The 25,821-nt window shown below is 63.5% G+C and carries 22 protein-coding genes and 3 tRNA genes; 11 read left to right on the forward strand and 14 right to left on the reverse strand.

The features are described from left to right. The first annotated feature begins 109 nt into the window (after window positions 1-109). From ACS13N_RS03540 to ACS13N_RS03555, 4 genes are all read left to right on the forward strand, one after another. Window positions 110-1,045 carry a YicC/YloC family endoribonuclease gene (locus ACS13N_RS03540; protein ID WP_438930382.1) on the forward strand — a complete coding sequence of 312 codons (936 nt, stop codon included), beginning with the start codon at window positions 110-112 and terminating at the stop codon, window positions 1,043-1,045. 26 nt (window positions 1,046-1,071) lie between these two features. After that, window positions 1,072-1,737, forward strand: a complete 666-nt coding sequence (gene gmk, locus ACS13N_RS03545; protein ID WP_438930383.1) for a guanylate kinase — start codon at window positions 1,072-1,074, stop codon at window positions 1,735-1,737. Between the two features lie 137 nt (window positions 1,738-1,874). Next, window positions 1,875-2,078 carry a DNA-directed RNA polymerase subunit omega gene (gene rpoZ / locus ACS13N_RS03550; protein ID WP_004630929.1) on the forward strand — a complete coding sequence of 68 codons (204 nt, stop codon included), beginning with the start codon at window positions 1,875-1,877 and terminating at the stop codon, window positions 2,076-2,078. Window positions 2,079-2,327: 249 nt separating this feature from the next. Further along, window positions 2,328-4,754, forward strand: coding sequence for a RelA/SpoT family protein (locus tag ACS13N_RS03555; RefSeq protein WP_438930384.1), 2,427 nt, complete (start codon window positions 2,328-2,330; stop codon window positions 4,752-4,754). 155 nt (window positions 4,755-4,909) lie between these two features. On the opposite strand, the gene ACS13N_RS03560 is transcribed toward ACS13N_RS03555, so the two are convergent. Both ACS13N_RS03560 and ACS13N_RS03565 read right to left on the reverse strand, forming a co-directional pair. Beyond that, window positions 4,910-4,986: transfer RNA gene (locus tag ACS13N_RS03560), tRNA-Arg, on the reverse strand. A 223-nt stretch (window positions 4,987-5,209) separates the two neighbouring features. Beyond that, a tRNA-Arg gene (locus ACS13N_RS03565) sits at window positions 5,210-5,286 on the reverse strand. Between the two features lie 125 nt (window positions 5,287-5,411). Between ACS13N_RS03565 and greB the strand changes: the two genes are divergently transcribed. After that, the gene (gene greB / locus ACS13N_RS03570; protein WP_438930385.1) at window positions 5,412-5,975 is read left to right on the forward strand and encodes a transcription elongation factor GreB; all 564 of its coding nucleotides are present in this window, start codon (window positions 5,412-5,414) and stop codon (window positions 5,973-5,975) included. Window positions 5,976-5,997: 22 nt separating this feature from the next. On the opposite strand, the gene ACS13N_RS03575 is transcribed toward greB, so the two are convergent. Further along, complete coding sequence (locus tag ACS13N_RS03575) at window positions 5,998-6,831, reverse strand: EamA family transporter (protein WP_438930386.1); 834 nt, start codon at window positions 6,829-6,831, stop codon at window positions 5,998-6,000. A 142-nt stretch (window positions 6,832-6,973) separates the two neighbouring features. Between ACS13N_RS03575 and gcvA the strand changes: the two genes are divergently transcribed. The 3 genes from gcvA to ACS13N_RS03590 all read left to right on the forward strand — a co-directional run bounded on the left by gcvA (window position 6,974) and on the right by ACS13N_RS03590 (window position 8,833). Next, window positions 6,974-7,909 carry a transcriptional regulator GcvA gene (gene gcvA, locus ACS13N_RS03580; protein WP_438930387.1) on the forward strand — a complete coding sequence of 312 codons (936 nt, stop codon included), beginning with the start codon at window positions 6,974-6,976 and terminating at the stop codon, window positions 7,907-7,909. Window positions 7,910-7,981: 72 nt separating this feature from the next. After that, the gene (locus tag ACS13N_RS03585; protein WP_438930388.1) at window positions 7,982-8,419 is read left to right on the forward strand and encodes a YXWGXW repeat-containing protein; all 438 of its coding nucleotides are present in this window, start codon (window positions 7,982-7,984) and stop codon (window positions 8,417-8,419) included. Window positions 8,420-8,524: 105 nt separating this feature from the next. Continuing rightward, the gene (locus ACS13N_RS03590; RefSeq protein ID WP_438930389.1) at window positions 8,525-8,833 is read left to right on the forward strand and encodes a hypothetical protein; all 309 of its coding nucleotides are present in this window, start codon (window positions 8,525-8,527) and stop codon (window positions 8,831-8,833) included. 9 nt (window positions 8,834-8,842) lie between these two features. Here ACS13N_RS03590 and ACS13N_RS03595 read toward each other — a convergent pair whose 3' ends face one another. After that, complete coding sequence (locus tag ACS13N_RS03595) at window positions 8,843-9,889, reverse strand: extracellular catalytic domain type 1 short-chain-length polyhydroxyalkanoate depolymerase (RefSeq protein ID WP_438930390.1); 1,047 nt, start codon at window positions 9,887-9,889, stop codon at window positions 8,843-8,845. Between the two features lie 288 nt (window positions 9,890-10,177). Here ACS13N_RS03595 and lysM point away from each other — a divergent pair, with 288 nt between their 5' ends. Then, window positions 10,178-10,663, forward strand: a complete 486-nt coding sequence (gene lysM, locus ACS13N_RS03600; RefSeq protein WP_199029109.1) for a peptidoglycan-binding protein LysM — start codon at window positions 10,178-10,180, stop codon at window positions 10,661-10,663. Window positions 10,664-10,722: 59 nt separating this feature from the next. Here the strand turns inward: lysM and ACS13N_RS03605 are convergent. From ACS13N_RS03605 to pepN, 3 genes are all read right to left on the reverse strand, one after another. Continuing rightward, a tRNA-Thr gene (locus ACS13N_RS03605) sits at window positions 10,723-10,798 on the reverse strand. 72 nt (window positions 10,799-10,870) lie between these two features. Beyond that, on the reverse strand, window positions 10,871-11,878 hold the full coding sequence (locus ACS13N_RS03610) for a class 1 fructose-bisphosphatase (protein ID WP_438930391.1): 1,008 nt from the start codon (window positions 11,876-11,878) through the stop codon (window positions 10,871-10,873). A gap of 52 nt (window positions 11,879-11,930) precedes the next feature. Beyond that, window positions 11,931-14,633 (reverse strand): aminopeptidase N, encoded by a 2,703-nt coding sequence (gene pepN / locus ACS13N_RS03615; RefSeq protein ID WP_438930392.1) that lies wholly within the window; start codon window positions 14,631-14,633, stop codon window positions 11,931-11,933. 155 nt (window positions 14,634-14,788) lie between these two features. Between pepN and ACS13N_RS03620 the strand changes: the two genes are divergently transcribed. Next, entirely contained in the window at window positions 14,789-15,442 is a 654-nt protein-coding gene (locus ACS13N_RS03620) for a DUF4136 domain-containing protein (RefSeq protein WP_438930393.1), read from the forward strand. Between the two features lie 304 nt (window positions 15,443-15,746). Then, window positions 15,747-18,068 carry an NADP-dependent malic enzyme gene (locus tag ACS13N_RS03625; RefSeq protein ID WP_438930394.1) on the forward strand — a complete coding sequence of 774 codons (2,322 nt, stop codon included), beginning with the start codon at window positions 15,747-15,749 and terminating at the stop codon, window positions 18,066-18,068. 207 nt (window positions 18,069-18,275) lie between these two features. Here the strand turns inward: ACS13N_RS03625 and ACS13N_RS03630 are convergent, their stop codons facing one another. The 7 genes from ACS13N_RS03630 to ACS13N_RS03660 form a co-directional block, all read right to left on the reverse strand. After that, a complete protein-coding gene (locus tag ACS13N_RS03630; RefSeq protein WP_438930395.1) occupies window positions 18,276-19,346 on the reverse strand; it encodes a porin in 1,071 nt (356 codons plus the stop codon). A gap of 137 nt (window positions 19,347-19,483) precedes the next feature. After that, a complete protein-coding gene (uraD, locus tag ACS13N_RS03635) occupies window positions 19,484-19,966 on the reverse strand; it encodes a 2-oxo-4-hydroxy-4-carboxy-5-ureidoimidazoline decarboxylase (protein ID WP_438930607.1) in 483 nt (160 codons plus the stop codon). A 303-nt stretch (window positions 19,967-20,269) separates the two neighbouring features. Then, a complete protein-coding gene (gene uraD / locus ACS13N_RS03640; RefSeq protein WP_438930396.1) occupies window positions 20,270-20,791 on the reverse strand; it encodes a 2-oxo-4-hydroxy-4-carboxy-5-ureidoimidazoline decarboxylase in 522 nt (173 codons plus the stop codon). Then, window positions 20,788-21,762 carry an allantoinase PuuE gene (puuE, locus tag ACS13N_RS03645; RefSeq protein ID WP_438930397.1) on the reverse strand — a complete coding sequence of 325 codons (975 nt, stop codon included), beginning with the start codon at window positions 21,760-21,762 and terminating at the stop codon, window positions 20,788-20,790. The genes uraD (ACS13N_RS03640) and puuE overlap by 4 nt, the downstream gene beginning before the upstream one ends. A gap of 111 nt (window positions 21,763-21,873) precedes the next feature. Further along, complete coding sequence (locus ACS13N_RS03650; RefSeq protein WP_438930608.1) at window positions 21,874-23,292, reverse strand: 8-oxoguanine deaminase; 1,419 nt, start codon at window positions 23,290-23,292, stop codon at window positions 21,874-21,876. Between the two features lie 16 nt (window positions 23,293-23,308). Beyond that, window positions 23,309-24,718 carry a nucleobase:cation symporter-2 family protein gene (locus tag ACS13N_RS03655; RefSeq protein WP_438930398.1) on the reverse strand — a complete coding sequence of 470 codons (1,410 nt, stop codon included), beginning with the start codon at window positions 24,716-24,718 and terminating at the stop codon, window positions 23,309-23,311. 99 nt (window positions 24,719-24,817) lie between these two features. Next, window positions 24,818-25,573: a GntR family transcriptional regulator gene (locus tag ACS13N_RS03660; protein ID WP_438930399.1), complete on the reverse strand. Its 756-nt coding sequence runs from the start codon at window positions 25,571-25,573 to the stop codon at window positions 24,818-24,820. Between the last annotated feature and the right edge of the window lie 248 nt (window positions 25,574-25,821).

Genomic DNA, 25,821 nt, shown 5'->3' on the forward strand with positions numbered 1-25,821 from the left:
CGTTGTAAAGCGACAAAAGGTGGGGGATTCCCCGCCAATTCTCAGCGTGCCGCAGCATGCGTTTCGGCACGCCGGGCATCCAGCACTCCTAGGAAGACACCTCGATCTCATGATCCACAGCATGACCGGCTACGGCGTTGCTACACGCCAGGCAGCCTTTACCGACGCCCATGGTGCACCGAGCGGAAACGTCGCCACCGTGTCGGTCGAGTTCCGCACCGTCAACTCGCGCTTTCTCGACCTGTTCTTCCGCGCGCCGGAAGAGTGCCGCGCCTTCGAGCCGGCCCTGCGCGAGATGCTCATGAGCGCACTGTCGCGCGGCAAGCTGGAATGCCGGATCAACCTGCAACGCCAGGAAGCGGCCAGCGACGTCGCGGCGCTCAATGTCGGCGTGCTGCAACAGTTGGCCAAGCTGGAACAGGAAGTCACGCGCTATCTGCCTGCGTCGGGCTCGCTGCGCATGGGCGAAATCCTGCGCTGGCCCGGCGTGCTGGCTGAACCCGAGCTGACCCAGGATGCGCTGCGCGAAGCCGTTGTCGACGCCGCCAAAGAGGCGCTCAAGCAACTTCTGGAATCTCGTCGCCGCGAAGGCGAAGCGCTCAAGGCCATGCTGCTGGACCGCGTTGACGCCATGCTCAAGATCGTTGAAGAGCTGTCGCCCATGGTGCCGAACCTGATCCAGCAACATCAGGACAAGCTGACCGAGCGCCTGCGCGAGGCCTTTGGGCTGGCAGCGCCTGAAGGCACGCCCGCCCTCACGCGCGACGAGCTGTCCGAGCGTATCCGCCAGGAAGCCACCGTCTACGGCATCCGTATCGACATCGCTGAAGAACTCTCGCGCCTGCAGGCGCACCTGCGCGAAACACGCCATCTCCTGGAGAAGGGCGGCCAGCTCGGCAAGCGCCTGGATTTCATGATGCAGGAGCTCAACCGCGAGGCGAACACGCTGGGCTCCAAGGCTGCCGCCAAGGAACTGGCCGATGCGTCGATGGAGCTCAAGCTGCTGATCGAGCAGATGCGCGAGCAAGTCCAGAACCTCGAATAACACCCCTAGAACAACAGAACCAGAACATGCCATCCCCTCAAGCGCACTCTGCCGTCGATACGCCCATCGAGAACCATTTCCCGGGCAGCCTGTTCATGGTCGTGGCACCGTCCGGCGCCGGCAAGTCGACGCTGGTGAATGCGCTGCTGGCGCAGGACCCGTCGATTCGCCTGTCGGTCTCGGCCACCACGCGCCAGCCGCGCCCCGGCGAGCAGCACGGCCGCGAATACAACTTCATGACCGTCGATGAGTTCAAGGCCTGCCGTGACCGCGGCGAGTTTCTCGAATGGGCCGAGGTGCATGGCAACTACTACGCCACCTCGCGCGTGTGGATCGAAGAACAGATGCGCGCCGGTACCGACGTGCTGCTTGAGATCGACTGGCAAGGCGCGCAGCAGGTGCACAAACGTTTTGCCAATGCAGTCGAGATATTCATCCTGCCGCCGTCGCTCACGGCGCTCGAAGATCGCCTGAAGAAGCGCGGTCAGGACGAACCGAACGTGATCGTGCGCCGCCTGCTTGCTGCGGGTTCCGAGATGGCACATGCGCCCGAGGCCGACTTCATCATCATCAACGAAGTGTTCGAAATCGCGCTCACTGAATTGCGCACAGTGGTGCAGGCCACACGCCTGCGCTTTGGTGCGCAGAAGGCGCGCCACGGCGAGCTTTTCGTCGAGCTGGGCATTCACTGAACGACCTGAAGCGTCGGTGTTTTCCGGCGCTTTTGTAAAAGTGTGGTAGCGCCCGCGCCAAGGTGCAATCCGGGCCGAGTGCCGCGCTGCTGCTAAAATACCGAGATCAACAAGATTTGCCACCAGGTGGAGTTTTCATGGCGCGTATTACCGTCGAAGATTGCTTGAAACAGATTCCGAATCGCTTCGAACTGGCGCTGGCCGCAACGTACCGCGCGCGTCAGTTGGTGCAGGGCCACACGCCCAAGGTCGATGCCAAGGACAAACCGACCGTGACCGCGCTGCGCGAAATCGCATCCGGTCAAGTCGGTATCGAGATGCTCAAGAAGGTTCCGTCCTGAGCTGACGCATTACCTGGCGTGGTACGCTGCCTTGGTCACTGATCGTTCTTGCGATCTTTCATGGATGTGAAAGCCGCGAACGCACAAGACCCCGGCATGCCTACCTCGCCCGCTTCTTCTTCGCCCAGGGATCAACGCTCCGCCACGCACGAGCACAACGTGCCGCCGGTGGAGTCGTCCGGCAACGCGTCGGACGCGGCGAGTGCTTCCACACCGCTGCCTGGGTCTTCCACCGCTTCCTTCGTTTCCATGCCGACTTCCGCTTCCGGCCCCGCGTCGCCTCGCACGGGGGCGCCGAACCTGCCTGACCCGCGTGGTGCGGACCTGGTAGGCGAGCGGTCTGCGCTAGTGCCGAAAGCGCCCAAAACGCCCAAGGCGCAAGCAGCTGAAGGTGCCGCGCAAGAGGCCAATCCTGACGCGACCGGCGACAAGCTCTTCATCGATGCGGTGCTGGAGCAGACCTATCGGCATCTGTTCGGCCCAACCTCGCAGCCGGCTACGCCACCGCGTCAGCAGGTCGTCTCCATCTCAGGGCTGACCGAGAAGCTGTCGTCGTATCTGAAGCCGGCTGATATCAAGCTGGTGAAGGAAGCGTTTCATTTCTCCGACGAGGCGCACCTCGGCCAGTATCGCCAGAGCGGCGAGCCGTACATCACGCACCCGGTGGCCGTGGCAGAGATCTGCGCGGGCTGGAAGCTGGATGTGCAATCGATCATGGCAGCGCTGCTGCACGACGTGATCGAAGATCAGGGTGTCACGAAGAGCGAGCTGGCCGAGAAGTTCGGCCCCAAAGTCGCGGAACTGGTCGACGGCCTGACCAAGCTGGACAAGCTCGAATTCCAGAGTCGCGAGCAGGCGCAGGCGGAGAGCTTCCGCAAGATGCTGCTGGCGATGGCGCGCGATGTGCGCGTGATTCTCGTCAAGCTGGCCGACCGCACGCACAACATGCGTACGCTCGACCACGTGCCGCCCGAAAAGCGCCGCCGCATCGCGGGCGAGACGATGGAGATTTACGCGCCGATCGCACACCGACTCGGCCTCAATACGACGTATCGGGAGCTGCAGGAACTGAGCTTCCGTATCGGTTCGCCATTCCGTTACGCGACACTCGAGAAAGCCGTGAAGGCCGCGCGAGGCAACCGCCGTGAGGTGGTGACGCGCATTCTTGAGACGGCGCAACGCGCACTGGCTGATGCTGGCATCCCGGCGGAACTCACCGGGCGCGAGAAGACGCTCTACAGCATCTACCGCAAGATGCACGACAAGCAATTGTCGTTCTCGCAGGTGCTGGATGTGTATGGCTTCCGCGTGGTGGTCGATACGCAGATGCAGTGCTACATGACCGTGGGTGCGCTGCACAGTCTGTACAAGCCGATGCCCGGCAAGTTCAAGGACTACATCGCGATCCCGAAGATCAACGGTTACCAGTCGCTGCACACGACGCTGGTGGGGCCGTTTGGCACGCCGGTCGAGTTCCAGATCCGCACGCGCGAGATGAACCAGATTGCGGAAGCCGGCGTGGCCGCGCACTGGATGTACAAGCAACACCACGACGAGCCCGATCGCGCACAGCAGCAGGCGCACCAGTGGCTGCAGTCGCTGCTCGATATTCAGAGCCAGACGGGGGATTCGCAGGAGTTCCTGGAGCACGTCAAGATCGACCTGTTCCCGGATGCCGTCTACGTGTTCACGCCCAAGGGCGAGATCCGCGCACTGCCGCGCGGCGCTACGGCGCTGGACTTCGCCTACGCGGTGCACAGCGATCTGGGCAACCAGTGTGTGGCGGTCAAGATCAACAATGAGCTGCTGCCGCTGCGCACGGAGCTGAAGAACGGTGACATCGTCGAAGTGGTGACGGCGCCGTACTCGAAGCCGAACCCGGCGTGGCTCACGTTCGTGCGCACCGGCAAGGCGCGCGCGGCGATCCGCCATTTCCTCAAGACCGCCAAGCTTGACGAAGCGATTCAGCTTGGCGAGCGCTTGCTGGAGCAGGCGCTGCGCCAGCTCGGCATCGACATGAAGGCGGTACCTGCGCCGGTGTGGGAGCGCATCGTGCAGTGGACCGGCAACAAGACGCGTGAAGATGTCTTTGCGGACCTCGCGCTTGGCCGCCGTGTGCCGGCTGTGATCGCGCGCCGCATCGAGATCGTGCTGCAAGAGGGCGGGCACGAGGGTGACGAGGCTCTGATGGCTGCCGTGCACACCTTTGCCAATGAAGAGGCGCCCGCCGTCACCGTCAGCGGTGATGAAGGCATGGCCATGGTGTTTTCGTCGTGCTGCCGGCCGATCCCCGGCGATTCCATCGTGGGCTATATCGGCAAGGGTGAAGGGCTGCAGATCCATGCGCAGGAATGCCGCGTGGCCAAGCGTCTGCACAGCAAGGATCCAGAGCACTGGATCGACGTCATGTGGGCAGAGCACACCACGCGCGCGTTCGACGTATCAATCAAGGTGTTGGTGCGCAATACGAAGGGCATTCTCGCGCGCGTGGCGGCGGACCTGACTTCGGCTGATGCCAACGTGGCGCACGTGTCGATGGAACAGGAGGGCGATCAGGAGGCGACGTACATGACCTTCCTGATCCAGGTGCACGACCGTGTGCATCTAGCCGACGTGATGCGGGCGTTGCGGCGCAACCCCGATGTGATCCGGATTGCGCGAGACCGTGGCGACTAGCTAGCGTAGGACGCAGACGCAAAAAAGGCGATGCCGGCTGGCTTCGCCTTTTTTGTTTGTGACCCGCGCGCGCAGCACATCGCTTCTGTGTTGCGTGGCGCACAGGCAAACAAAAAGGGCTTCCATTTCTGGAGGCCCTTCTCGTTCTTATCAGGTGGCGCGGCTGGCAGGATTCGAACCCACGACCCCTTGGTTCGTAGCCAAGTACTCTATCCAACTGAGCTACAGCCGCAACCGAAGGGCGCGATTATACATGTGATCCGCGGAGAGTCTAGTGGCGAATCATGCATTGCGACATGCATGATGCAATGAGGAGGGGAGACTTGTTGCGCTCGTTCTTCTTATCGACGCCTCGCGCTTGTGGCTCGTGCGCAGTTTGCTGCTAAGAGGTGACAAGCAAGCGGATAAGCAAAAAGGGCTTCCATTTCTGGAAGCCCTTTTTGTTCTTATCGGGTTGGCGCGGCTGGCAGGATTCGAACCCACGACCCCTTGGTTCGTAGCCAAGTACTCTATCCAACTGAGCTACAGCCGCAACCGAGAAATGAAATTATACAGAGATTTTCGATCTTGTGAACCCCCTTCTTCACTTTTTCTTGGCGGGGGCGTCGATAGGGCCAACTTTCTATAATGGAGTCCTGAACAACCGTTGCTCGCACCATGAACAAGGCTTTCGTCCGGGAAGACTCCGGCGACGATGAAGATGATCTGCCGGAGGGCACCGCGCCTCTGCCACCGGGCTCCAAGAACTACATCACGCCCGCCGGCTACGAGCGCTTGTGCACGGAGTTGATGCACCTGATCGACACGGAGCGACCTGAAGTGGTCGGCATCGTATCGTGGGCCGCATCGAACGGCGATCGCTCCGAGAACGGGGACTACCTCTACGGCAAGAAGCGCCTGCGCGAGATCGATCGCCGCATCCGCTTCCTCACACGCCGCATTGAGAAAGCCGAAGTGGTCGACGCCAGTCTGCAGGGCGATAACGATCAGATCTTCTTTGGCGCCACGGTCACCTACATCAACCAGGCCGGTGACGAAACAACCATCACCATCGTCGGTATGGACGAGGTCGATCTTGATAAGGGCTGCGTGAGTTGGATCTCTCCGATTGCACGTGCGCTGATCAAGGCGCGCGAGGGGGATACGGTACCGTTGCGCACGCCTGCGGGTGTTGAGCAGATCGACATCCTCGAAGTCAAATACCCGCCGCGCGCTGCTTGAACGCGCCGCATGCGCGCCGTGCTTATGCCGGGTGTCCGAGGCAGTAGGCGCCGAAGGCAATGACCGAGCACGCCGACAGGCGCCGCGCAGTCAGCGATTCCTTCAGGAAGAGGCGGCCGAGCAACGCGGCAAACACCACCGACGTTTCGCGCAGGGCGGATACCGGCCCCATTGGCGCGAGCGTCACGGCCCAGATGACGATGCCGTAGGCGACGAGCGAGACCACGCCGCCGCCGAAGGCCTTGAGCGTATCGGCATCGCGCACGTCGACGTTCAACGGGCCCTTCCACACGCGATACAGCAGCACCATCGGCAGGCCGTCGAGCATGAATAGCCATGCCGAATACGCGTTCGCATTACCCGCCAACCGTGCGCCAATGCCGTCGCACACCGTGTAGCACGCAATGAACACGCCGGTCGTGAGGGCGGCGAGCGTGGAGCCGAGGTCTGCCTTGCGGCCACGTGCCAGGCTCAGGATGCCGGCGCTTACCAGGACGACGCCGGCGAGCGCAATCGCGCCGGGCATCTCACCCGCAAACAGTGCGGCGCCCATCGTCACCAGCAGTGGCGACGAGCCGCGTGCGATTGGGTACACCTGTCCGAACTCCCCAAACCGATAGGCCCGTGCCAGGAACACGTTGTAGCCGACGTGGAGCACGGCAGACAACGCAACGTATGGCCAGGCAGCCGGGGCCGGTAGCGGAAGTGCGACTGCCATCGGGATGGCGGCCACCCCGGAAGCCAGCGTCATCAGCGTGATTGCGCGCAGGCGGTCGGAGCCGCTTTTCAGCAACGCATTCCATGAAGCATGGAGCAGGGCGGCGCACAGAACCAGGGCGATGACGACGGGGGTCACGATGGGAGGGCAGACGAAGTCGAGTCGATTTTTCTCACCCGATGATGTATCGGGATGAGCAAGAAGGCGACAGCGTATCGGCACGGATTGTGATCAACAATCGATATATACTGACCTGATCTGTGCAAAAAACTCACGCGATATGCGCAAGCTGCCCCCGTTGAATGCCGTGCGCGCGTTTGAATCTGCGGCGCGCCACCTGAGCTTTACGCGTGCCGGCGAAGAGTTGAGCGTCACGCATGGCGCGATCAGCCGGCAGATTCAGGTGCTGGAAGCGTGGCTGGATGTGCCGCTGTTCCGGCGCCTGAACCGGCGTGTGGAGTTGACTGACGCGGGGCAGCGTTACCTCTCGGAGATTGGTGTGGCGCTGGATCGCATCAGCGCGGCCAGCCAGTCGGTGCGCGATCGCGATGCGGCGCGCATCCTGCGCGTGAACAGCATTCCGACCTTCACGATGCGCTGGTTGATTCCGCGTCTATCGACCTTTCAGATGCGGTTTCCGCGCGTGGAGGTGCGACTAACCACGTCCATTGAGGAGATTGAAGATCTGCCCGACAACTTCGACGTGATCATCCGCGGCGGGCCGGAAATCCATGCGGGCTTTCGTTCAGGGCGCTTCCTGGGTGAAAGCCGCTTTCCCGTATGCAGTCCGGCACTGCTCAAGCGCGCGCCGCTGGTGGCGCCGTCGGATTTGCGGCGACACACGCTGCTGCATTCCGACACGCTGCCTTCGATCTGGCCGAGCTGGCTCGTGCTGGCAGGTGTGCCCAACCTGCGGCCCGCGCATGCGCTCACGTTCGAGCATTTCTACCTATCGATCCAGGCCGCCATTGATGGGCTTGGGGTGGCGATGGGGCCGTCGGCGCTCATCGCAGAAGACCTGGAGGAAGGGCGTCTCATTGCACCGTTCCCAGATTTGGCATTGGCCGCGCGCAGCTACTACTGGTATTGCCCGGCACGCAATCTCGGCGACGAGGTGGTGCAGGCGTTCTGTGCATGGCTTGAAGAGGCGCGCGGGCCGCGTCACGCAAACGTGAACACAATTTCGGCATCCGGTAACGAAGGTAACGCCGCGTAACACCCTAGAGATCGCGGCGCAGGCCGATGCTAGGATCGAATCAAGCTCGATTGCAGAGGAAGGAGGTCTCAGATGAAGAAGAACGCATGGATTCTCGCCACATGCCTGACTGCGGCCGGTGTGGTGGCGTCGATCGCATTGCCCGCGCAGGCGCAGGTGTCCATTGGTGTGCAGATTGGTCCGACGTATGCGCCGCCGCCGCCGCAATATGAACCCGTGCCGGTCATGGAGCCGGGCTACGTATGGGTGCCGGGTTACTGGCAATGGCGCGATGGTCGCTATGTCTGGCGTCGCGGCTATCGTGAGCACGGCCGTGACGGCTATCACTGGCGCGAGCCGCGTTGGGAGCAAGGTCCGCGCGGTTGGCAGATGCATGAGGGCGGTTGGGATCGCGGCGATGATGGCCGTTGGCGTGGCCGTGATCGGGATCGCGACTGGGACCACGGTCGTCGCGACCGCGATGATCGTTACCATTGCCCTCCGGGTCACGCCAAGAAGGGCGAATGCTGATGCTGTGAAGACAGGCCGGTCATGTACCGGCCTGTATTTTTTTTCGGGCGCGCTTTCAATGTCGACACACTGTGCCACGACATGCCGGCGCTCCGAGGAGGCAACATGACCGTGGAATCGAACTGGCGCACCGAGGTGTACAAGGATTTCGACGTGTACGTACTGGCCATCCCGCGTGCAGCGCGCCCGGCGGGCAAGGGTGGTGCTGAGGCGCCAGCGCTGTGGGATTTCGTCGTGCGCATCTGCGAATCAGGCGCAGACCCGACGGCCGTCGAAACGCTGGTTGCGCATTCGCATGACGAGCGCCCATTGCCGACGCGCGAAGTGGCAGAGGATGCCGGCCTCGCGCGCGGCTACGGCCTGATCGACGAGCTGCTGGGGCGTGGTGGCGTTCAGCAGTCGATTGATCTCTGATGAACCATCCTACGCAGCCAGCGCGGCTTCGCGTGCGTGGCGTCGCGCGAATTGCCACCACAGCCAGGTCGCATCCGGCCCGGGTGCGTGGAAGGCATAGCGTGGGTCGCCGCCGCTCCATGCGTGGCCGGTTGCTGTGAGTTGGCATAGGCTGACGACGCATTCACCGTTACGCATGTCGTTGCGCAGGACGAACCCGTCGCCGCGCGAGGTTTCGCGAGACATGCCGGCAGCATCGCCCAGGTGGTTCAGCGCACGGAACTGCGAGGCCAATTGCGCCTGGTTGGCCGGGTTGACGGCGTCATCGCGCAGGCCATGCAGGATCATCGTCGGCATGCCGGGGTAGGTGGCCACGTCCACCACCGCCGATAGCGCATCGAGCGGATCCACGCGGGCGCCGCGGCGCATCAGGTTCAACGCCGAGGCGGGGGTGCGCGCGATGCCCAGTGCCGGGCCGGAGTGCAGCGCCAGCGCGGCAAACAATTTCGGATGGCGCAGCGCCATCAGGCCAGCCAATCCTGCGCCAGCCGACAGCCCTGCCAGATACACGCGTGAAGGGTCGGCGCCGGTCTGTTTCAGCGTTTGTTCGATCAGCCGACAGATGCCGTCCGCCTCGCGCGCACCCACGTGCTCGGGGTCGTACCAGTGCCAGCAACATTGCGGATGCGCGCGGCGCGGCTGCTCCGGATACAGCACGATGAAACCCTCGCGGTCCGCCAGCGCATTCATGCGCGTGCCGTGTGCCAGCACTTCGGCCGATTGTTTGCAGCCGTGCAGCATCACCATCAGCGCGGGTGGCTTGCTCCCGCGCGTGGGCGGTGTGTAGAGCCAGTATTCCGGGCGACGTGCCACCACGGCGGGTGATTCGGGCTCGTAGATGAATTGCTCGCGTGCAAAGGTGCCGGCGGTAGGCGTCGGTACGGCGGGCACGCGCACGCGACGAGAGCCGTCGCGGCGGGTGCCGGCTTTGGGTGGCTTGACCGGCTTGGGCGGCCACGACTGGCGACCGAAATCCGGTGTGGTCAACGCGTCAACCAGCCGGGAGATGGACTTCATCCACGTACGGTGCATGGTGGCGGGGGCTCGGGCGGGGCGGCAGTATGCGCTCCCTCCGGCGCATTGTAGGTTCGGATTACGGACCATTGTGCCAGTGAATTTGCTGCGCCGCAGCAACGCGAAGTAATCGGTGTAACTGCATGTTCTGCGTGCAGCAAAGTTTGCATTTGCGCCCGGCCTGTCATGGAGACACCGCATGTGAGCGGCTACACTGCGGCGACGGGCGCGCCCCAACTGTCACGCGCCTGATGCTTTTCCGTTCCCCGTTGTGTACTTATGGAGGTCGTTATGGGTTTTTTTGACTTCATCAAAGAAGCTGGCGAAAAGCTGTTCCACGGTAGCGCCGCAGCTGCGCCCGCTGATGCATCCGCAGACGCAGATGCCGCCAAGGCAGCCGACGATGCCAAGGGCCAGGCGATTCAGGATTACATTGCTCAGCAGGGTCTGAGCGCCACCGCACTGTCGGTGCAAGTGGAAGGCGATGCCGCCAAGGTGTTTGGTGTGGCGCCTGATCAGCCCACGCGCGAGAAGATCATCCTGTGCTGCGGCAACGTCGACGGTATCAAGTCGGTGGATGACCAGATGTCGGTCAACACCGAGTCGGAAGAATCGCAATGGCACACGGTGGAGCGCGGCGATACGCTGTCGGCCATCGCCAAGAAGTTCTACGACGATGCCAACAAGTACCCGGTGATTTTCGAGGCGAACAAGCCGATGCTGTCGGACCCGAACAAGATCTATCCGGGGCAGAAGCTGCGCATCCCGGCCGCCTGATCGGTTCTTTAGAACCAAAGCAAAAAGCCCAGTCGATGAAGACTGGGCTTTTTGAATTCTGGTGCCGCTGACCGGAATCGAACTGGTGACCTTCGCATTACGAATGCGCTGCTCTACCGACTGAGCTACAGCGGCGTCGGAAACAGCGATTCTAACAGAACTTTTTGGCGCCCTGCAACAATCGCTGAAAAACACCGTCAAACGTCGTTACTTGGCCTCAAGGTGGTACTGCGTGACGCGATCCACCTCGTTCTTCGAACCCAGGACGACTGCCACGCGCTGGTGCAGCTTCTCCGGCTGGATATCGAGGATGCGCTGCTCGCCGTTGGTGGCCGCGCCGCCGGCCTGTTCCACCAGGAACGCCATCGGATTGGCTTCGTACATCAGGCGCAGCTTGCCTGCCTTGCCCGGCTCGCGCTTGTCCCACGGGTACATGAAGATGCCGCCGCGCGTGAGGATGCGATGCACGTCGGCCACCATCGAGGCGATCCAGCGCATGTTGAAATCCTTGCCGCGCGGGCCTTCAGTGCCGGCCAGGCATTCGTCGATGTAGCGGCGCACGGGCGGGGCCCAGTGGCGCATGTTCGACATGTTGATGGCGAATTCCTTCGTGTCGGCGGGGATCTTCACGTCGCGGCTGGTCAGGATGAAGCTGCCGACTTCGCGATCGAGCGTGAACATGTGCACGCCGTTGCCGACGGTCAGCACCAGCGTGGTCTGCGGGCCGTACACGGCGTAACCAGCGGCGACCTGCTTGGCGCCGGGCTGCATGAAATCAGCCTCGGTGACGGTTTCGCCGGCCTTGGGCATGTGCAGCACCGAGAAGATCGTGCCGATCGACACGTTCACGTCGATGTTGGACGAGCCGTCGAGCGGATCGAACAGCAGCAGGTATTCGCCCTTCGGATAGCGGTGCGGAATCTCGTAGAACGATTCCATTTCTTCCGAGGCCATGGCGGCCAGGTTGCCGCCGTATTCGTTGGCTTCGAGCAGGACTTCGTTGGCGATCACGTCCAGCTTCTGCTGGGTTTCGCCTTGCACGTTGCCGGTGCCGGCCGAGCCGAGCACGCCGGCAAGGGCGCCCTTGTTGACGCTGTGCGAGATCGCCTTGCAGGCGCGCGCCACGACTTCGAGCAGCAAGCGCAGCTCGGCCGGGATGGTGTTGTGTTCGCGCTGCTCTTCGATCAGGTAGCGGGTGAGGTTGATGCGCTTCATGGGTTCTCCTGAGACGGGCGCGATTTTACGACACACTGGGTAACAGACTGCATCACGCCAGCGCTTTGCCGACGATCTCGCGCACATCGCGCGAGAGGCTCGGGTGGGCCGCCACGCGCTTGAGCGCGTCCTGCATGGCGTCGCGCAGCGCCGGCACGTACTTGCGCCAGCGGTCCAGCGCGCGCGCCAGGCGTGCGGACACCTGCGGGTTGATCGCGTCGAGCGCTAGCACCTGCTCTGCCCAATACGCGTAGCCAGAACCATCAGCCGCGTGGAACTGCGCGGGGTTGCCCGAGCAGAAGCTGAAGATCAGCGAACGTGCGCGGTTCGGGTTGCGCAGCGTGAAGGCCGGATGCGCCATCAGTGCACGCACGGTTTCCAGCGTCGGCTTGCCGGCGCCGCCGGGCTGCACGGCTTGCAGCGAGAACCACTTGTCGATGACGAGCGCGTCGTCGGCAAAGCGCGTGTAGAAGTCGGCCAGCGCGGCCTCACGGCCGGGGGCGTAGCTGGCGACCATCGCCGAAAGGGCGCCCATGCGGTCGGTCATGTTGGTGGCGCGGGCGTATTGCTGTTCGGCCAGGGCCAGCGCTTCAGGGGCTTCGGTTTCCACCAGATAGCCGAGCGCGATGTTCTTGAGCGCGCGCTTGCCGGCGGATACGGCATCGGGCGTGTAGGCGCCTTCGGTCTGGTTGTCCTGATAGGCGTGCGTCAGCTCGGTGTTGAGCTTTTCCGCCAGCGTGCGGCGCAGCGTGCGGCGTGCGGTGTGAATGGCTGCCGGATCGGCCACGTCCATGCGCTCGGCCAGGTAGCTCTCGGCCGGCAGGATCAGCATCTGCTCGCGGAAGGCGGGGTCGAGGGACCTGTCTGCTACCACCGCGCGCAGCGCTTCCACCAGCGCCGGGTCGACCACCGGCGCGCGGCCGTGCTGAATGTCAGCCACCATGCGCAGCAGCGTGTCGGTGGCGAGGCGCTGGCCGGCTTCCCAGCGGTTGAACGGATCGGAATCGTGCGCGAGCTGGAACGTGAGCTGCTCGGTCGTGTAGCCGTATTCGACGACGACCGGCGCCGAGAAATTACGCAGCAGCGAGGGCAGCGGTGCCTCGGCCACGTCTTCGAACACGAAGGTCTGCTTGGTCTCGGTGAAGTCGAGCACGCGCGTGGTCGCGGGCGAGGGCGATGCGGTTTCGCCGCGCAAGCGCAACGGCAGGTCGCGGCCCTGGCTGTCGATCAAGCCCACGGCGAACGGAATGTGGAACGGCTGCTTCTGGATGCCGCTGTTCACTTCGATGCCGACCGGCTCGCAACGCTGGCGCAGCGTGAGTGTGTAGGTGTGCGTGGCCGCATCGTGGTGGCCTTCTACGGCAACGACCGGCGTGCCGGCCTGGCTGTACCAGCGGCCGAATTGCGTGAGGTCGCGGCCGTTGGCATCGGCCATGGCGGCGCGGAAATCGTCGCAGGTGACGGCATGGCCGTCGTGGCGCTGGAAGTACAGGTCCATGCCCTTGCGGAAGCCGTCGCGGCCGAGCAGGGTCTGGTACATGCGCACCACTTCGGCGCCTTTTTCGTACACCGTGACGGTGTAGAAGTTGTTGATCTCTTCGTAGCTGTCGGGGCGCACCGGGTGGGCCATCGGGCCGGCATCTTCCGGGAATTGCGCTTGACGCAGCAGGCGGACGTCTTCGATGCGCTTGACGGCGCGGGCGCTTGCGGCAGCAGCTTCATTGCCTGCAAGTGCGGCCATGTCGGCGGAGAACTCCTGGTCGCGGAACACCGTCAGGCCTTCCTTCAGGCTCAGTTGGAACCAGTCGCGGCAGGTGACGCGGTTGCCCGTCCAGTTGTGGAAGTATTCGTGGCCGACCACCGATTCGATGTTGGCGAAGTCTACGTCGGTGGCGGTCTCCGCATTGGCCAGCACGTACTTCGTGTTGAAGATGTTCAGGCCCTTGTTCTCCATCGCGCCCATGTTGAAGTCGCCCACGGCGACGATCATGAAGCGGTCCAGATCCAGCTCCAGCCCGAAGCGGCGCTCGTCCCAGTGGATCGAGTGGATCAGCGAATCCATCGCATGGCGCGTCTTGCCCAGGTCTTGCGATTCGACCCACACCTGCAGCAGCTTTTCCTTGCCCGACGCGGACTGGATGCGCTCTTCGATGCATTCGAGCTTGCCCGCCACCAGCGCAAACAGGTACGACGGCTTCTTGAACGGGTCGTGCCACACGGCTTCGTGGCGGCCATCCGGCAGGTCGCGCTCCGACACGAGATTGCCGTTGGACAGCAGCACCGGGTAGTCCGCCTTCGAGGCGCGCAGCGTGACGGTGTAGACCGTCATCACGTCCGGGCGGTCGAGGAAGTAGGTGATCTTGCGGAAACCCTCGGCCTCGCACTGCGTGAAGAAGTTGCCGTTGGAAACGTACAGCCCCATCAGCGACGAATTGGCCGCGGGGTTGCAGTACGTCGTGAGTTCCAGCGTGAAGCTGGTGCCGACGTCGGCCGGCACGGTATCGATGGTGAGCGTGTCGCCATTGGCCTGCAAGCCAGACAGGGCTTGGCCGTCGACGGTTGCGCCCGCCAGTTCCAGCCCTTCGCCCACCAGCACGAGCGGCTTGCCGGCGTCCGTGCGGGTCATGCGCATGCGGTTGACGACGCGGGTGCGCTCGGGCACGAGGTCGATCTCCAGGGCCACTTCATCGATGCGGAATGCGGGGGCGGCGTAATCCTTGCGGTAAATCGTCACGGCGGTATCGGTGCGCAACATCGGTAACATCCTCGTAGCGGAACGCAAAAGACCATTGTACTCAGGCGCTTGGCGGGAATCTTCGGCGCGCAGGGGGACTCTGAGTAAAAGGTTGGCTGCAACGCTTTGCGTGTGCGCCGAAATCTGTCTGATTGGAGATTTGGGGGGGGGGTTCTATGTGGAATTGGGCCAAGAGGATCAAAGCATCCGGCATCTGGCCGATAGCCGGTGCGCTGATGGCCACCAGCCTGCTGGCGGGTTGCGCCAGCACCGTCACCAGCCAGGTCACGGCGTTCAAGCAGCCCGGCTGGCAAGACGCGCCGCCGCGCACCTACGCGTTTGAGCACACTGCAGCGCAGCAAAACGACCTGGAGCGCCAGACCTACGAGGCTTGGACGTCCGACCAACTGGCCGCGCATGGCTTTACCAGTGCGCCACGTGCGGGCGCACGCTACTTGGTCCGCCTGGATTATTCGACCGCCATGCGCCTGGTGCAGGTGCGCCAGCCCGTGTACCCCGATCCGTACTGGGGCCCCGGCCCGTGGGGGCCGTGGCGTGGTCCGTGGGGGCCCTGGGGCCCATGGGGTCCGCAGTATGTCGACACCAATGTGCAAGTGCCGTTCTATGCCTATCACGTCGAAATTGAAGAAGCGGCATCGGGCAAGCGTGTCTATCAGGTGACCGCGCAGACCCAAGGCGGGGACGGTTCGCTGACCGCGGTGATGCCGTACCTCGTCCGCAGCGCGTTCGCTAATTTCCCGGCACCAAATGCGCAGCCCATCCTCGTGGAACTGCCCGTTGATCCATCGGTGAAACCAGCGGCTAAGTAGTGTGCCCGAGTGGGTTTGGCAGGCGGTCTACGTTAGAATGTACGACCTAATTTGTAGGCCGCCAGCCGTACCCCGCTTGAGCGTTGTCACTCCATCCCATCTCGCGCCGACCGCCACCCCTGGCCGGCGCTGCCCGCGCCCCGTCGCTACCCTCCTGACGGTGCCCCGCAACGCGTGCGGCCTCGCTCCCGGTTTCTCTCTGTTTCCACTGTTTTTTGCCACTTCGTCTCAGGGAGTTTCTGCCTGAGCGCATGTGCGTCTCATCTGCGGAACTCCTCCTCAGGCTCCATCAGGATTCATCGACATGAACGACAAGCTTCACGACGCCTCGCCCGATTCCCAAGACCAAGGCGCCGAGGCCGAACTGCGCCGCGCCGCGTTTGAATACCACCGCGCCCCGACGCGCGGCAAGATCGAGGTGCGCCCGACCAAGGCGTTGATCAACCAGCGTGATCTGTCGCTGGCGTACTCGCCGGGCGTGGCGTATCCGTGTCTGGCGATTGAGCAGGATCCGGCGCTGGCGGCCGAGTACACCTCGCGCGGCAACCTTGTCGGCGTGATCACCAACGGTACAGCCGTGCTGGGCCTGGGCGATATCGGCCCGCTGGCCAGCAAGCCGGTGATGGAAGGCAAGGGCTGCCTGTTCAAGAAGTTTGCCGGCATCGACGTGTTCGATATCGAACTGGCCGAGCGCGATCCGGACAAGCTGGTCGACATCATTGCCTCGCTGGAGCCGACGCTGGGCGGTATCAACCTCGAAGACATCAAGGCGCCGGAGTGCTTCTACATCGAGCAGAAGCTGCGTGACCGCCTGAACATCCCCGTCTTCCACGACGACCAGCACGGCACGGCGATCATCTCGTCGGCGGCGCTGCTCAACGGCTTGAAGGTGGTTGGCAAGGACATCGCCAAGGTGAAGGTGGCGGTGTCGGGCGCCGGCGCTGCGGCAATCGCCTGCCTGGACGTGATGGTCGGCCTGGGCGTCAAGCGCGAGAACGTCTACGTGGTCGACTCCAAGGGCGTGATCTACGTTGGCCGCGACGCCAAGATGGAGGCGAACAAGGCGCGCTATGCGCAGGACACCTCGGCTCGTACGCTGGCTGACATCGTGCGCGATGCCGACGTCTTCCTGGGGTGCTCGGCTGCCGGCGTGTTGACAGCCGACATGGTCAAGACCATGGCACCGAAGCCCATCATCCTGGCGCTGGCCAACCCTGAGCCGGAAATCCGCCCGGAAGTGGCCAAGGCCGCGCGCCCGGACTGCATTATCGCCACGGGCCGTTCGGACTACCCGAACCAGGTCAACAATGTGCTGTGCTTCCCGTACATCTTCCGTGGCGCGCTCGATTGCGGCGCCACCAAGATCACGGAAGCCATGAAGCTGGCGTGCGTGAAGGCCATCGCTGAACTGGCCGAAGCCGAAACGAACGACGCCGTGGCCCAGGCCTATGCCGGCCAGGACCTGAACTTCGGCCCGGACTACATCATTCCGAAGCCGTTCGATTCGCGCCTGATCGAGAAGATCGCCCCGGCGGTTGCCAAGGCAGCGGAAGAGTCCGGCGTGGCCACGCGCCCGATCAAGGATCTGGACGCCTATCGCGCCCAACTGAGCGACTTCGTGTATCACACGGGCCTGACTATGCGCCCGGTGTTCTCGGCGGCCAAGGCCAACCCGAAGCGTGTTGTTTATGCCGAAGGTGAAGAAGAGCGCGTGCTGCGTGCCGTGCAGACGGTGGTGGACGAAGGCTTGGCCCACCCGATCCTGATCGGCCGCCCGCACGTGATCGAGATGCGCATCCAGAAGGCAGGCCTGCGCCTGAAGCCGGGCGTGCATTTCGAGTTGATCAACCCGGAAGATGACCCGCGTTTCCATCAGTACCACACCGCTTACCACGAGCTGATGGGCCGCAACGGTGTGACGCCGGACATGGCCAAGTCGCAACTGCGCCGCTCGAACACGCTGATCGGCGCGATGCTGGTGCGCCTGGGCGATGCCGATGCGATGCTGTGCGGCACGGTTGGCCGCTTCGACGCGCACCTGGAGCACGTGCGTGACGTGATCGGCCTGGCCCCGAACGCCAAGGTGTTCGCCGCCATGAACGGCCTGATGCTCGAGAAGCACACGCTGTTCATCACCGACACGTTCGTCAACGAGAACCCGTCCGCTGAAGAGCTGGCCGACATCACCAAGCTGGCCGCGGAAGAAGTGCGCCGCTTTGGTCAGGAGCCGAAGGTGGCAATGCTGTCGCACTCGATGTTCGGTTCGTCGAAGAGCGCGTCGGCGCGCAAGGTGCGTGCGGCGTATGACCTGCTGAAGGCTGAGGTGCCCGAGCTGCAGGTGGAAGGCGAGATCCAGGGCGATGCGGCGCTGTCGGAAGATATCCGTCACCACTTCCTGCCCAAGAGCGCATTTGCCGGTAGCGCCAACCTGCTGGTGATGCCGACGCTGGATGCGGCCAACATCACGTTCAACGTACTCAAGATGACGGGCGGGCAGGGCGTGACGGTGGGCCCGATCCTGCTGGGAGCGGCCAAGCCGGTGCACATCCTGAACCCGTCGGCCACATCGCGCCGTATCGTCAACATGACGGCACTGGCGGTGGCAGACGTGTCGGCGGACCGTTGATCGGTTGACTGCCAAACCTGGGCTGCCGCCGCGTGCGGTGGCCCGAATGAACAGCGGCGCCTGAAGCAATTCAGGCGCCGTTTTTCTATGGCGGGTTCGGGATAAGGGGGGCGATGGGCAAAAAAAAACGGCGCCCGAGCCCGGAACGCCGTTTGAATGATCCGCCCGCGCTGTCGATACGCGGGCGGTGACAAGGAAAGCAACCGCTTAGAACTTCGCGCGGATGCCCACGCCGAAGGTGTCAGCCGAACTCAGGTCGGACACCTTGTCGCGGAAGTACGCGGCGTACACGTCGGTGCGCTTGGACAGCGAGTAGTCGTAGCCGATTGCCCAGGTGTTGCGCTTCACGTCCGCTGCACCCGAGGTCTTCGTGTAGGCGTACGACGCCAGGATGCTGCCTGCGCCCAGCGGAATCGACGCACCCAGTTGGCCGCCATTGCTCTTCGCATCGCCCGTGGCGATCGTGTTCTTGATGTACTGGTACTGACCGTACAGCTTGACCACGCCGAAGTCATACGTAGCGCCAAGTTGCGCCGCCGACTGACGTTGGAAGCCGGCCACCAATGCGTTCAGGTCACCCGGGTTCGAATCGAAGCGCACTTGCTGGAACGCCGCCGTGGCTGCGAAGTTGCCGTGGAAGTAGAGGAAGTTGCCGCCCCACTTGTTCTGGCCGTTGTGGCCGGCTTGCTCGCCCGCGCCGTAGATGACGTTGCCGGTCAGGCCGTTGAAGTCCGGCGTGGAGTACATGATCGCGTTGTTCCAGCCTGAATCGCCCACCAGGCCCGAGATGCCGGCTGCACCCGTTCGGCCGTTGCCCAGGTAGGTGTGGAACACCATGGGCGAGAAGGTGTACGAATCGCCGAACGGGTTGAAGAGGATCGTCGAGACGAAGTACGGCGGCGTCAGGCGGCCAAGCTTAATCGAGCCCCACGAGTTCGATTGCAGGCCCACGAACGAATTGCGGGCGAAGAACGTGTCGCCGTCAAAGCGACCGGCCTTGCCGGTGTCGGGGCGGAAGAACGCTTCCAACGTGAAGATGGCTTTCAGACCGTTGCCCAGGTCTTCGCTGCCCTTCATGCCCCAGTACGACGTCGACATGCCGCCCGAGTTGACAACCGCTGCGCGGTCAGACGCGCCCAGGTTCTTGGTCATGCCGGCCCAGGCATCCACCTGGCCGTACAGTGTGACGGACGACTGCGCTTGTGCACCGGCGCTCAAGGCTCCCAGCGCGGATGCCACTGCGAGCGCGGCCGCGCCACGCTTGAATTTCGACTGCATTTGCTACCTCCTTTGTTGTTGAAGATCACTGTGGGCTGTGCTGCATTCTTTGATGCGGTCACAGGCCGGCTGGTCAGGTTCCATGCCGTGCGGTGTCCCATGCCCCATGACACCGCGCCCACAGCGTTTTGTACTGATTAACCTGAAATCAAATCGTTGAGGCGGAAACCGACCACACGGTCCACCTGCTCCAGCGAGTTTTTCAACTCGGTTTCCCGGTCGTTGTTTAGCCGCGAGTCCAAGGCCGCGAAGATGGCGTTCCGGTCATAGCCGCGCACGGCCATGATGAACGGAAAGCCGAATTTCTCTTGGTAGCGCTTGTTGAGGTCTTGCAGGCGTGCAAGCTCCTCGGGTGTCAACTGGTTCAAACCTGCGCCCCCTTGCTCGCGAGTGGAGGCGGCCGTCATTTCGCCGCGCACGGCGGCACGACCAGCTAGCTCTGGGTGGGCGCGTACGAGCTTGAGCTGTTGGGCTTCGCCAGCGTTGGCGACCACGCTGCGCATGGCTGCGCGTAGCGCGTCGGCCGAGGCAAACGGGCGTTGCGCAGCGACACGCTCGGCAACCCACGGCGAATGTTCGTAGACACCGCCGAGCACCTGCACAAACTGCGTGTTGTCCATCGCATTGAGTTGCGCAACGGAGTAGGTGGCGTGCGCTTTCTTGGCGCTCGCCTGCTGACTGGGCTGCTCAACGGGCTGCGGTGCGGGCGACTGGCCAATGGCGCCTGCGCTCAACACCGCGAACGCGGACGCTACTGCAAGCGTCGCGACACTGCGCTTGATGATCCACTGCATGTTTCTGTCTCCTGTGTGAGGTCTTGTGCCGCACACCACGCTGCACTCTCTGGTGCAATCGCGGACCGGCCGGTCAGGCATTCCGGCCGGGCAGCGCCCCGTGCTCGCTACATTTGCAGCGTCGTGCTGTCAGCCTGAAATCAAATCGTTCAGACGGAAACCGGCGATGCGATGAATCTGTTCCAGCGACGTACGCAGTTCAGTGTCGCGGTCGTTTTCAACGCGCTTGCTGAAGTTGTCGATGATTCCGTGACGGTCGTAACCGCGCACGGCCAGGATGAACGGGAAGCCGAACTTCTCGTTGTACTGGGCGTTGAGCGCCTGCAGGCGTGCGAACTCTTCTGGCGTGCACTGGTTCAGGCCTGCGCCGCTTTGCTCACGCGTCGACTCGGCGGTCAGTTCACCGCGCACGGCGGCCTTGCCTGCCAGCTCCGGGTGAGCGCGCACGAGCTTAAGTTGCGGGTCAATGCCAGCGGTATCCACGGCGTTGCGCATGGCAGCCTTCAGCGCATCGGCCGAGGCGAACGGGCGCTGCGTGGCGGTTTGCTCGGCCACCCACGGCGAGTGCTCGTAGATGCCGCCCAGGACTTGCACGAATTGTGCTGCGTCCATGCTGTTGAGCTGGGAGAGGGAATACGTGGTCTGGCTCATGCTGCGGTGCTCAAAACGGGTTGCTTGGCCGGTTGTTGGCCGTAGGGGTGGTTCTGGATCCAATGCTGCGCAATGTCGATGCGTCGGCAGATCCAGACCTTGTCATGCGATTGCACGTAATCCAGGAAGCGCTGCAGTGCGCGGAAGCGCCCCGGGCGGCCCAGCAGGCGGCAGTGCATGCCGATCGACAGCATCTTCGGCTGGGCGAGGCCGTTGGGGTCGCCTTCCTCGTACAGCACGTCGAAGGCGTCCTTCAGGTACTGATAGAAGTGGTCGGCCGTGTTGAAGCCTTGCGGGCTCGCAAAGCGCATGTCGTTGGTGTCGAGCGTGTACGGCACCACCAGATGCGGCTTGGTCTGGCCGGCCGAGGTTTCCACTTCGGTCCAGAAGGGGAGGTCGTCGCCGTAGTAATCAGCGTCGTAGGCGAAGCCGCCGTGCTCGACCACCAGACGGCGCGTGTTGGGGCTATCGCGGCCGGTGTACCAGCCCAGTGGTGCATTGCCGGTCATCTGGCGGATGATCTCGACGCCGATGCGCATGTGCTCGCGCTCGGTGGCTTCGTCGATGTTCTGATAGTGGATCCAGCGCCAGCCATGGCAGGCGATCTCGTGCCCCAGATCAACGAAGGCTTGCGTCACGTCCGGATGGCGCTGTAGGGCCATCGACACGCCGAAGATCGTCATCGGCAGACCGCGCTTCTCGAACTCGCGCAGGATGCGCCACACGCCCGCACGCGAGCCGTATTCGTAGATGCCCTCCATGCTCATGTGGCGAGCAGGGTAGGCGGCCGCACCGATGATCTCGGAGAGGAATTGCTCGGAGCCGGCATCGCCGTGCAGCACGCAGTTCTCGCCGCCTTCTTCGTAATTGAGGACGAACTGCAGGGCCACGCGCGCGCCGCCCGGCCAATTGGCATTGGGCGGGTTCTTGCCGTATCCGATGAGATCGCGCGGGTAGTTATTGTTTGTCATGGTTTTTTCATGTCGAGGAGACTTCATACAACACCGGCCAGACTGCGGAATGCGGTTTTTCGAATTCACGACATCACCGAGGTGTCATGAACGAGAAGAAGCGCCATCACGTCAGACCGGGACTGCCCGGGCAGCCTGCGCCAGTTCCAGCGCGAGCCTCCGGTGAACCGTGAGATGGGCGTCGAGTTCCAGCGTGGTCAGGCGGCCGTCTTCGACGACCACGCGCCCGTTGATCACGCTGTGCGCCACGTTGGACGGGGCGCAGAACACCAGCGCGGCGACCGGGTCGTGGTCTGCGCCGGCAAAGCTGACTTGATGGCGGTCGAAGCTGACAAAGTCAGCGGACATGCCGGGGGCGAGCGCGCCGATGTCGTCGCGGTTGAGTACGCGGGCGCCACCAAGTGTGGCGATTTCCAGCGCTTCACGCGCGCTCATCGCCGCGGGGCCAAAGCCGACGCGCGCGAGCAGCATCGCCTGGCGTGTTTCGCCGAGCATGTGTGCGCCGTCGTTCGAGGCGCTGCCGTCTACGCCCAGGCCGACCGGCACGCCGGCATCGCGCATGGTGCGGATGGGCGCAATGCCCGAGGCGAGGCGCATGTTCGAGCACGGGCAGTGCGCCACGCCGGTACCAGTGCGTGCAAACACGTCGATGCCGTGCGCGTCGAGCTTCACGCAGTGCGCATGCCAGACGTCGTGGCCGACCCAGCCGAGGTCTTCCGCATACTCGGCCGGCGTCATGCCGAATTTCTCGCGCGAGTAGGCGATGTCGTTGTCGTTCTCGGCCAGGTGGGTGTGCATCGACACGCCGTAGCTGCGCGCGAGCTTGGCCGACTCGCGCATCAGATCGCGCGAGACCGAGAAGGGTGAGCACGGTGCCACCACCAGGCGCAGCATGGAATGGCGATCGGCGTCGTGCCAGGTTTCGATCAGGCGCTGCGTTTCCTTGAGGATGGCCTCTTCGCCTTCGACCACGCGGTCCGGCGGCAGCCCGCCCTGGCTGCGGCCGACGCTCATGCTGCCGCGCGCGGCGTGAAAGCGCATGCCGATCTGCTGCGCGGCTTCGATGGAGTCATCCAGCCGGCTGCCGTTGGGGTAGAGGTACAGGTGGTCGCTGGAAGTCGTGCAGCCCGAGAGCAGCAGTTCCGCCATCGCGGTGAGGGTCGACACACGCACCATCTCGGGCGTGAGGCCCGCCCACACCGGATACAGGTTCGTGAGCCAGCCGAACAGCTCAGCGTCCTGCGCGGCGGGCAGGGCGCGCGTCAGGCTCTGATACATGTGGTGGTGCGTGTTGACGAAGCCGGGCGTGACCACGTGGTCACGCAGCTCCATCACACGCACGTTGGGTTGACCGATCGCATCGCGATACTGCGGCGGCAGATCGGCCGTGGCGCCCACCCATTCGATCACGCCACCGCGCGCCACCAGGGCGCCGTCGGGGATCTCGCGGCGTTGCGCATCCATGGTGACCAGCACGTCGGCATGACGGGCGATCAGGAGCGGGTCGTTCTGCGTGACAGTGGGGTTCATGCGCTCGGTCATCCGATCACTCCGTGCCGTGGGTGTTGGCAGCAGCGTCGCGCATGGCGTGCTCGGCGGACTGCATGCCGTTGTAGTAGAGGTTCAGCGTGACGGCGACCAGCGTGCCCAGCACGATGCCGCTGTGCGTGACCGGCTCCAGCCAATGCGGCAGGTATTGGAAGAACGTCGGGGCCAGCGTCGGGATCATGCCGAAACCGATCGAAATGGCCACGATGAACAGGTTGTGGCGGTACTTGTTGAAATCGATCGAGCCCAGGATGCGCACGCCAGTTGCAGCCACCATGCCGAACATCACGATGCCCGCACCGCCCAGCACGAAGGACGGCACCGAAGCCACGATGTGCGCCATCTTCGGGAACAGGCCCAGCACGATCAGGATGATGCCGCCCATGGCTGCCACGTAGCGCGAGCGCACGCCCGTCACGGTCACCAGGCCCACGTTCTGCGAGAACGAGGTGTACGGGAACGTGTTGAACACGCCGCCGATCACGGTGCCCAGGCCGTCAGCGCGCAGGCCACGGGTCAGGTCATCGGTGGAGAGCTTCTTGCCGGTGATCTCGGCCAGCGCCAGGAACATGCCGGTCGATTCCACCAGCGTGATCATCATCACGATGCACATCGAGGCGATGGCGCCGAAGTGGAAGGTCGGCATGCCGAAGTGCAGCGGCGTGATGACGGCCACCCAGTCGGCATCGGCCATGCCGGCGAAGTTCACCTTGCCGAAGGCCATGGCGATGAACGTGCCGATCACGATGCCCAGCAGCACGGCGATGTTGCCGATCAGGCCTTTGCCGTACTTCGTCAGCAACAGGATGATGACCAGCACAGCTGCCGCGATGGCCAGGTTGCCGAGGTTGCCGTACTCCAGGTTCGGCACCGTCTGCAGCACGCCGTCCACCACAGCCTTCTTCGTCGGCTGGCCGCCTGCGGCCCAGTTGATGCCCACGCCCATCAGCGACATGCCGATCAGCGTGATGACCGTGCCCGTTACCACCGGCGGGAAGAGCCCAAGCACGCGCCCCATGAGCGGGGCGACGATGATCCCGAATATCCCCGCCGCGATCACCGCGCCATAGATGCCCAGCAAGCCAATGGTGGGATCGGTGCCGATGGCGATCATCGGGCCGACGGAGGCGAAGGTCACGCCCATCATGACGGGCATGCGGATACCGAACTTCCAAATGCCGAACGCCTGGATGAGCGTGGCAAGACCGGCTGCAAACAGGTCGGCATTGATCAGGAAAGCCATCTGCTCCTTGGGCAGATGTAGTGCGCCGCCCACGATGAGCGGCACCGCCACGGTGCCTGCATACATCACCAATACATGTTGCAGGCCCAAGGCGAGCAGGCGTCCGTACGCCACGCGCTCATTGGTGAGATCCGCCGTGGGGGCGGCGATGGTGCTGCTTGTCATGAAGGTCTCCTTCGGGTGGTGAGCCGGACGGGCGTCCGGCTTGTGGCGGCCGGCCTCTGTCGTGCCAGCTCGCCCAATACAGCAAAACCGGTTCTAGACTTAGCCTTTCTCCGTGCCGCGCGGGCCCAATACCGTGCGCAGATCGAAATCAGCGGGCGCCTCTGGGCGCACGCGGTCTGCGCAGCATTGCAAGTGCTGGGCCATGTGGGCCTGGGCAGCAGCGGCGTCGCCGCGCTCCAGCGCATTGAGGATGTCGAGGTGTTCGTCGAACGAGCAGGCGTTGTTGCCCGGGGCTTCTACGCTGGCAATCATCAGCGTGGTACGCGACACCAGGCGGCGCATCATTTCCACCACCAGCGGGTTGCCCGACTGTTCGGCCAGCGCCACGTGAAACTCCGCCGACAGGCGAATCCAGCGCGGACGATCCTGCGTGACGAAGGCCTGCCGTTCCTGCTTGACGAGTTCCACCAGGGGCGCGATGGCCGCCTTGGGATTGCGGCTGTGGCCGACCTTGTCGAGCACGGCGCGCTCCAGGATCTGGCGCAGCTCGAACATGGCGTGCGCTTCATCAATGGAAGGCGCGGCGATGAAGGCACCGCGATTCGGTTCCAGATCAACCAGGCCATCCGCGGCCAGTTGAGAGAAGACCTTGCGCACCGTATGACGTGCGGTGGCATAGATTTCGCAAAGCGCATGCTCCGTCAGCTTGGTGCGCGGGGGCAGGCGGTGCTCCATGATCGCGTCGTAGATCTCGTGGTACATCCGTTCTTCGACCGACATACGCGTTGCTCCCGATGCTTTGGCGCCCGACTTCGACACCGTTTCGGAGGAGACCAGCTTGAGACTTTTGGACATGGCAGACCCGCCTTTAAGTAACGCAACGCAGCATAAGCAACTGCGAAAATCTGTTGACAATTATTCGTGGGCACCTTCAATATTGTCAACAAAATGCGTTCGGGAATCCGACAAACTAGGGAAATCCCTGTTTCAAGACCGGTCTAGGGACACGGCGGAGACAAGGAGTCGGAACCCAGGACGAGCGACGGCTTTGCCGGTTTGGCATGCTCCTCCCCAGATGGAGGGCAGGCGTAAACCGGCTGGAC

Origin of the sequence: Ralstonia sp. 24A2, assembly GCF_051783885.1 — a bacterium.
GTDB lineage: Bacteria > Pseudomonadota > Gammaproteobacteria > Burkholderiales > Burkholderiaceae > Ralstonia.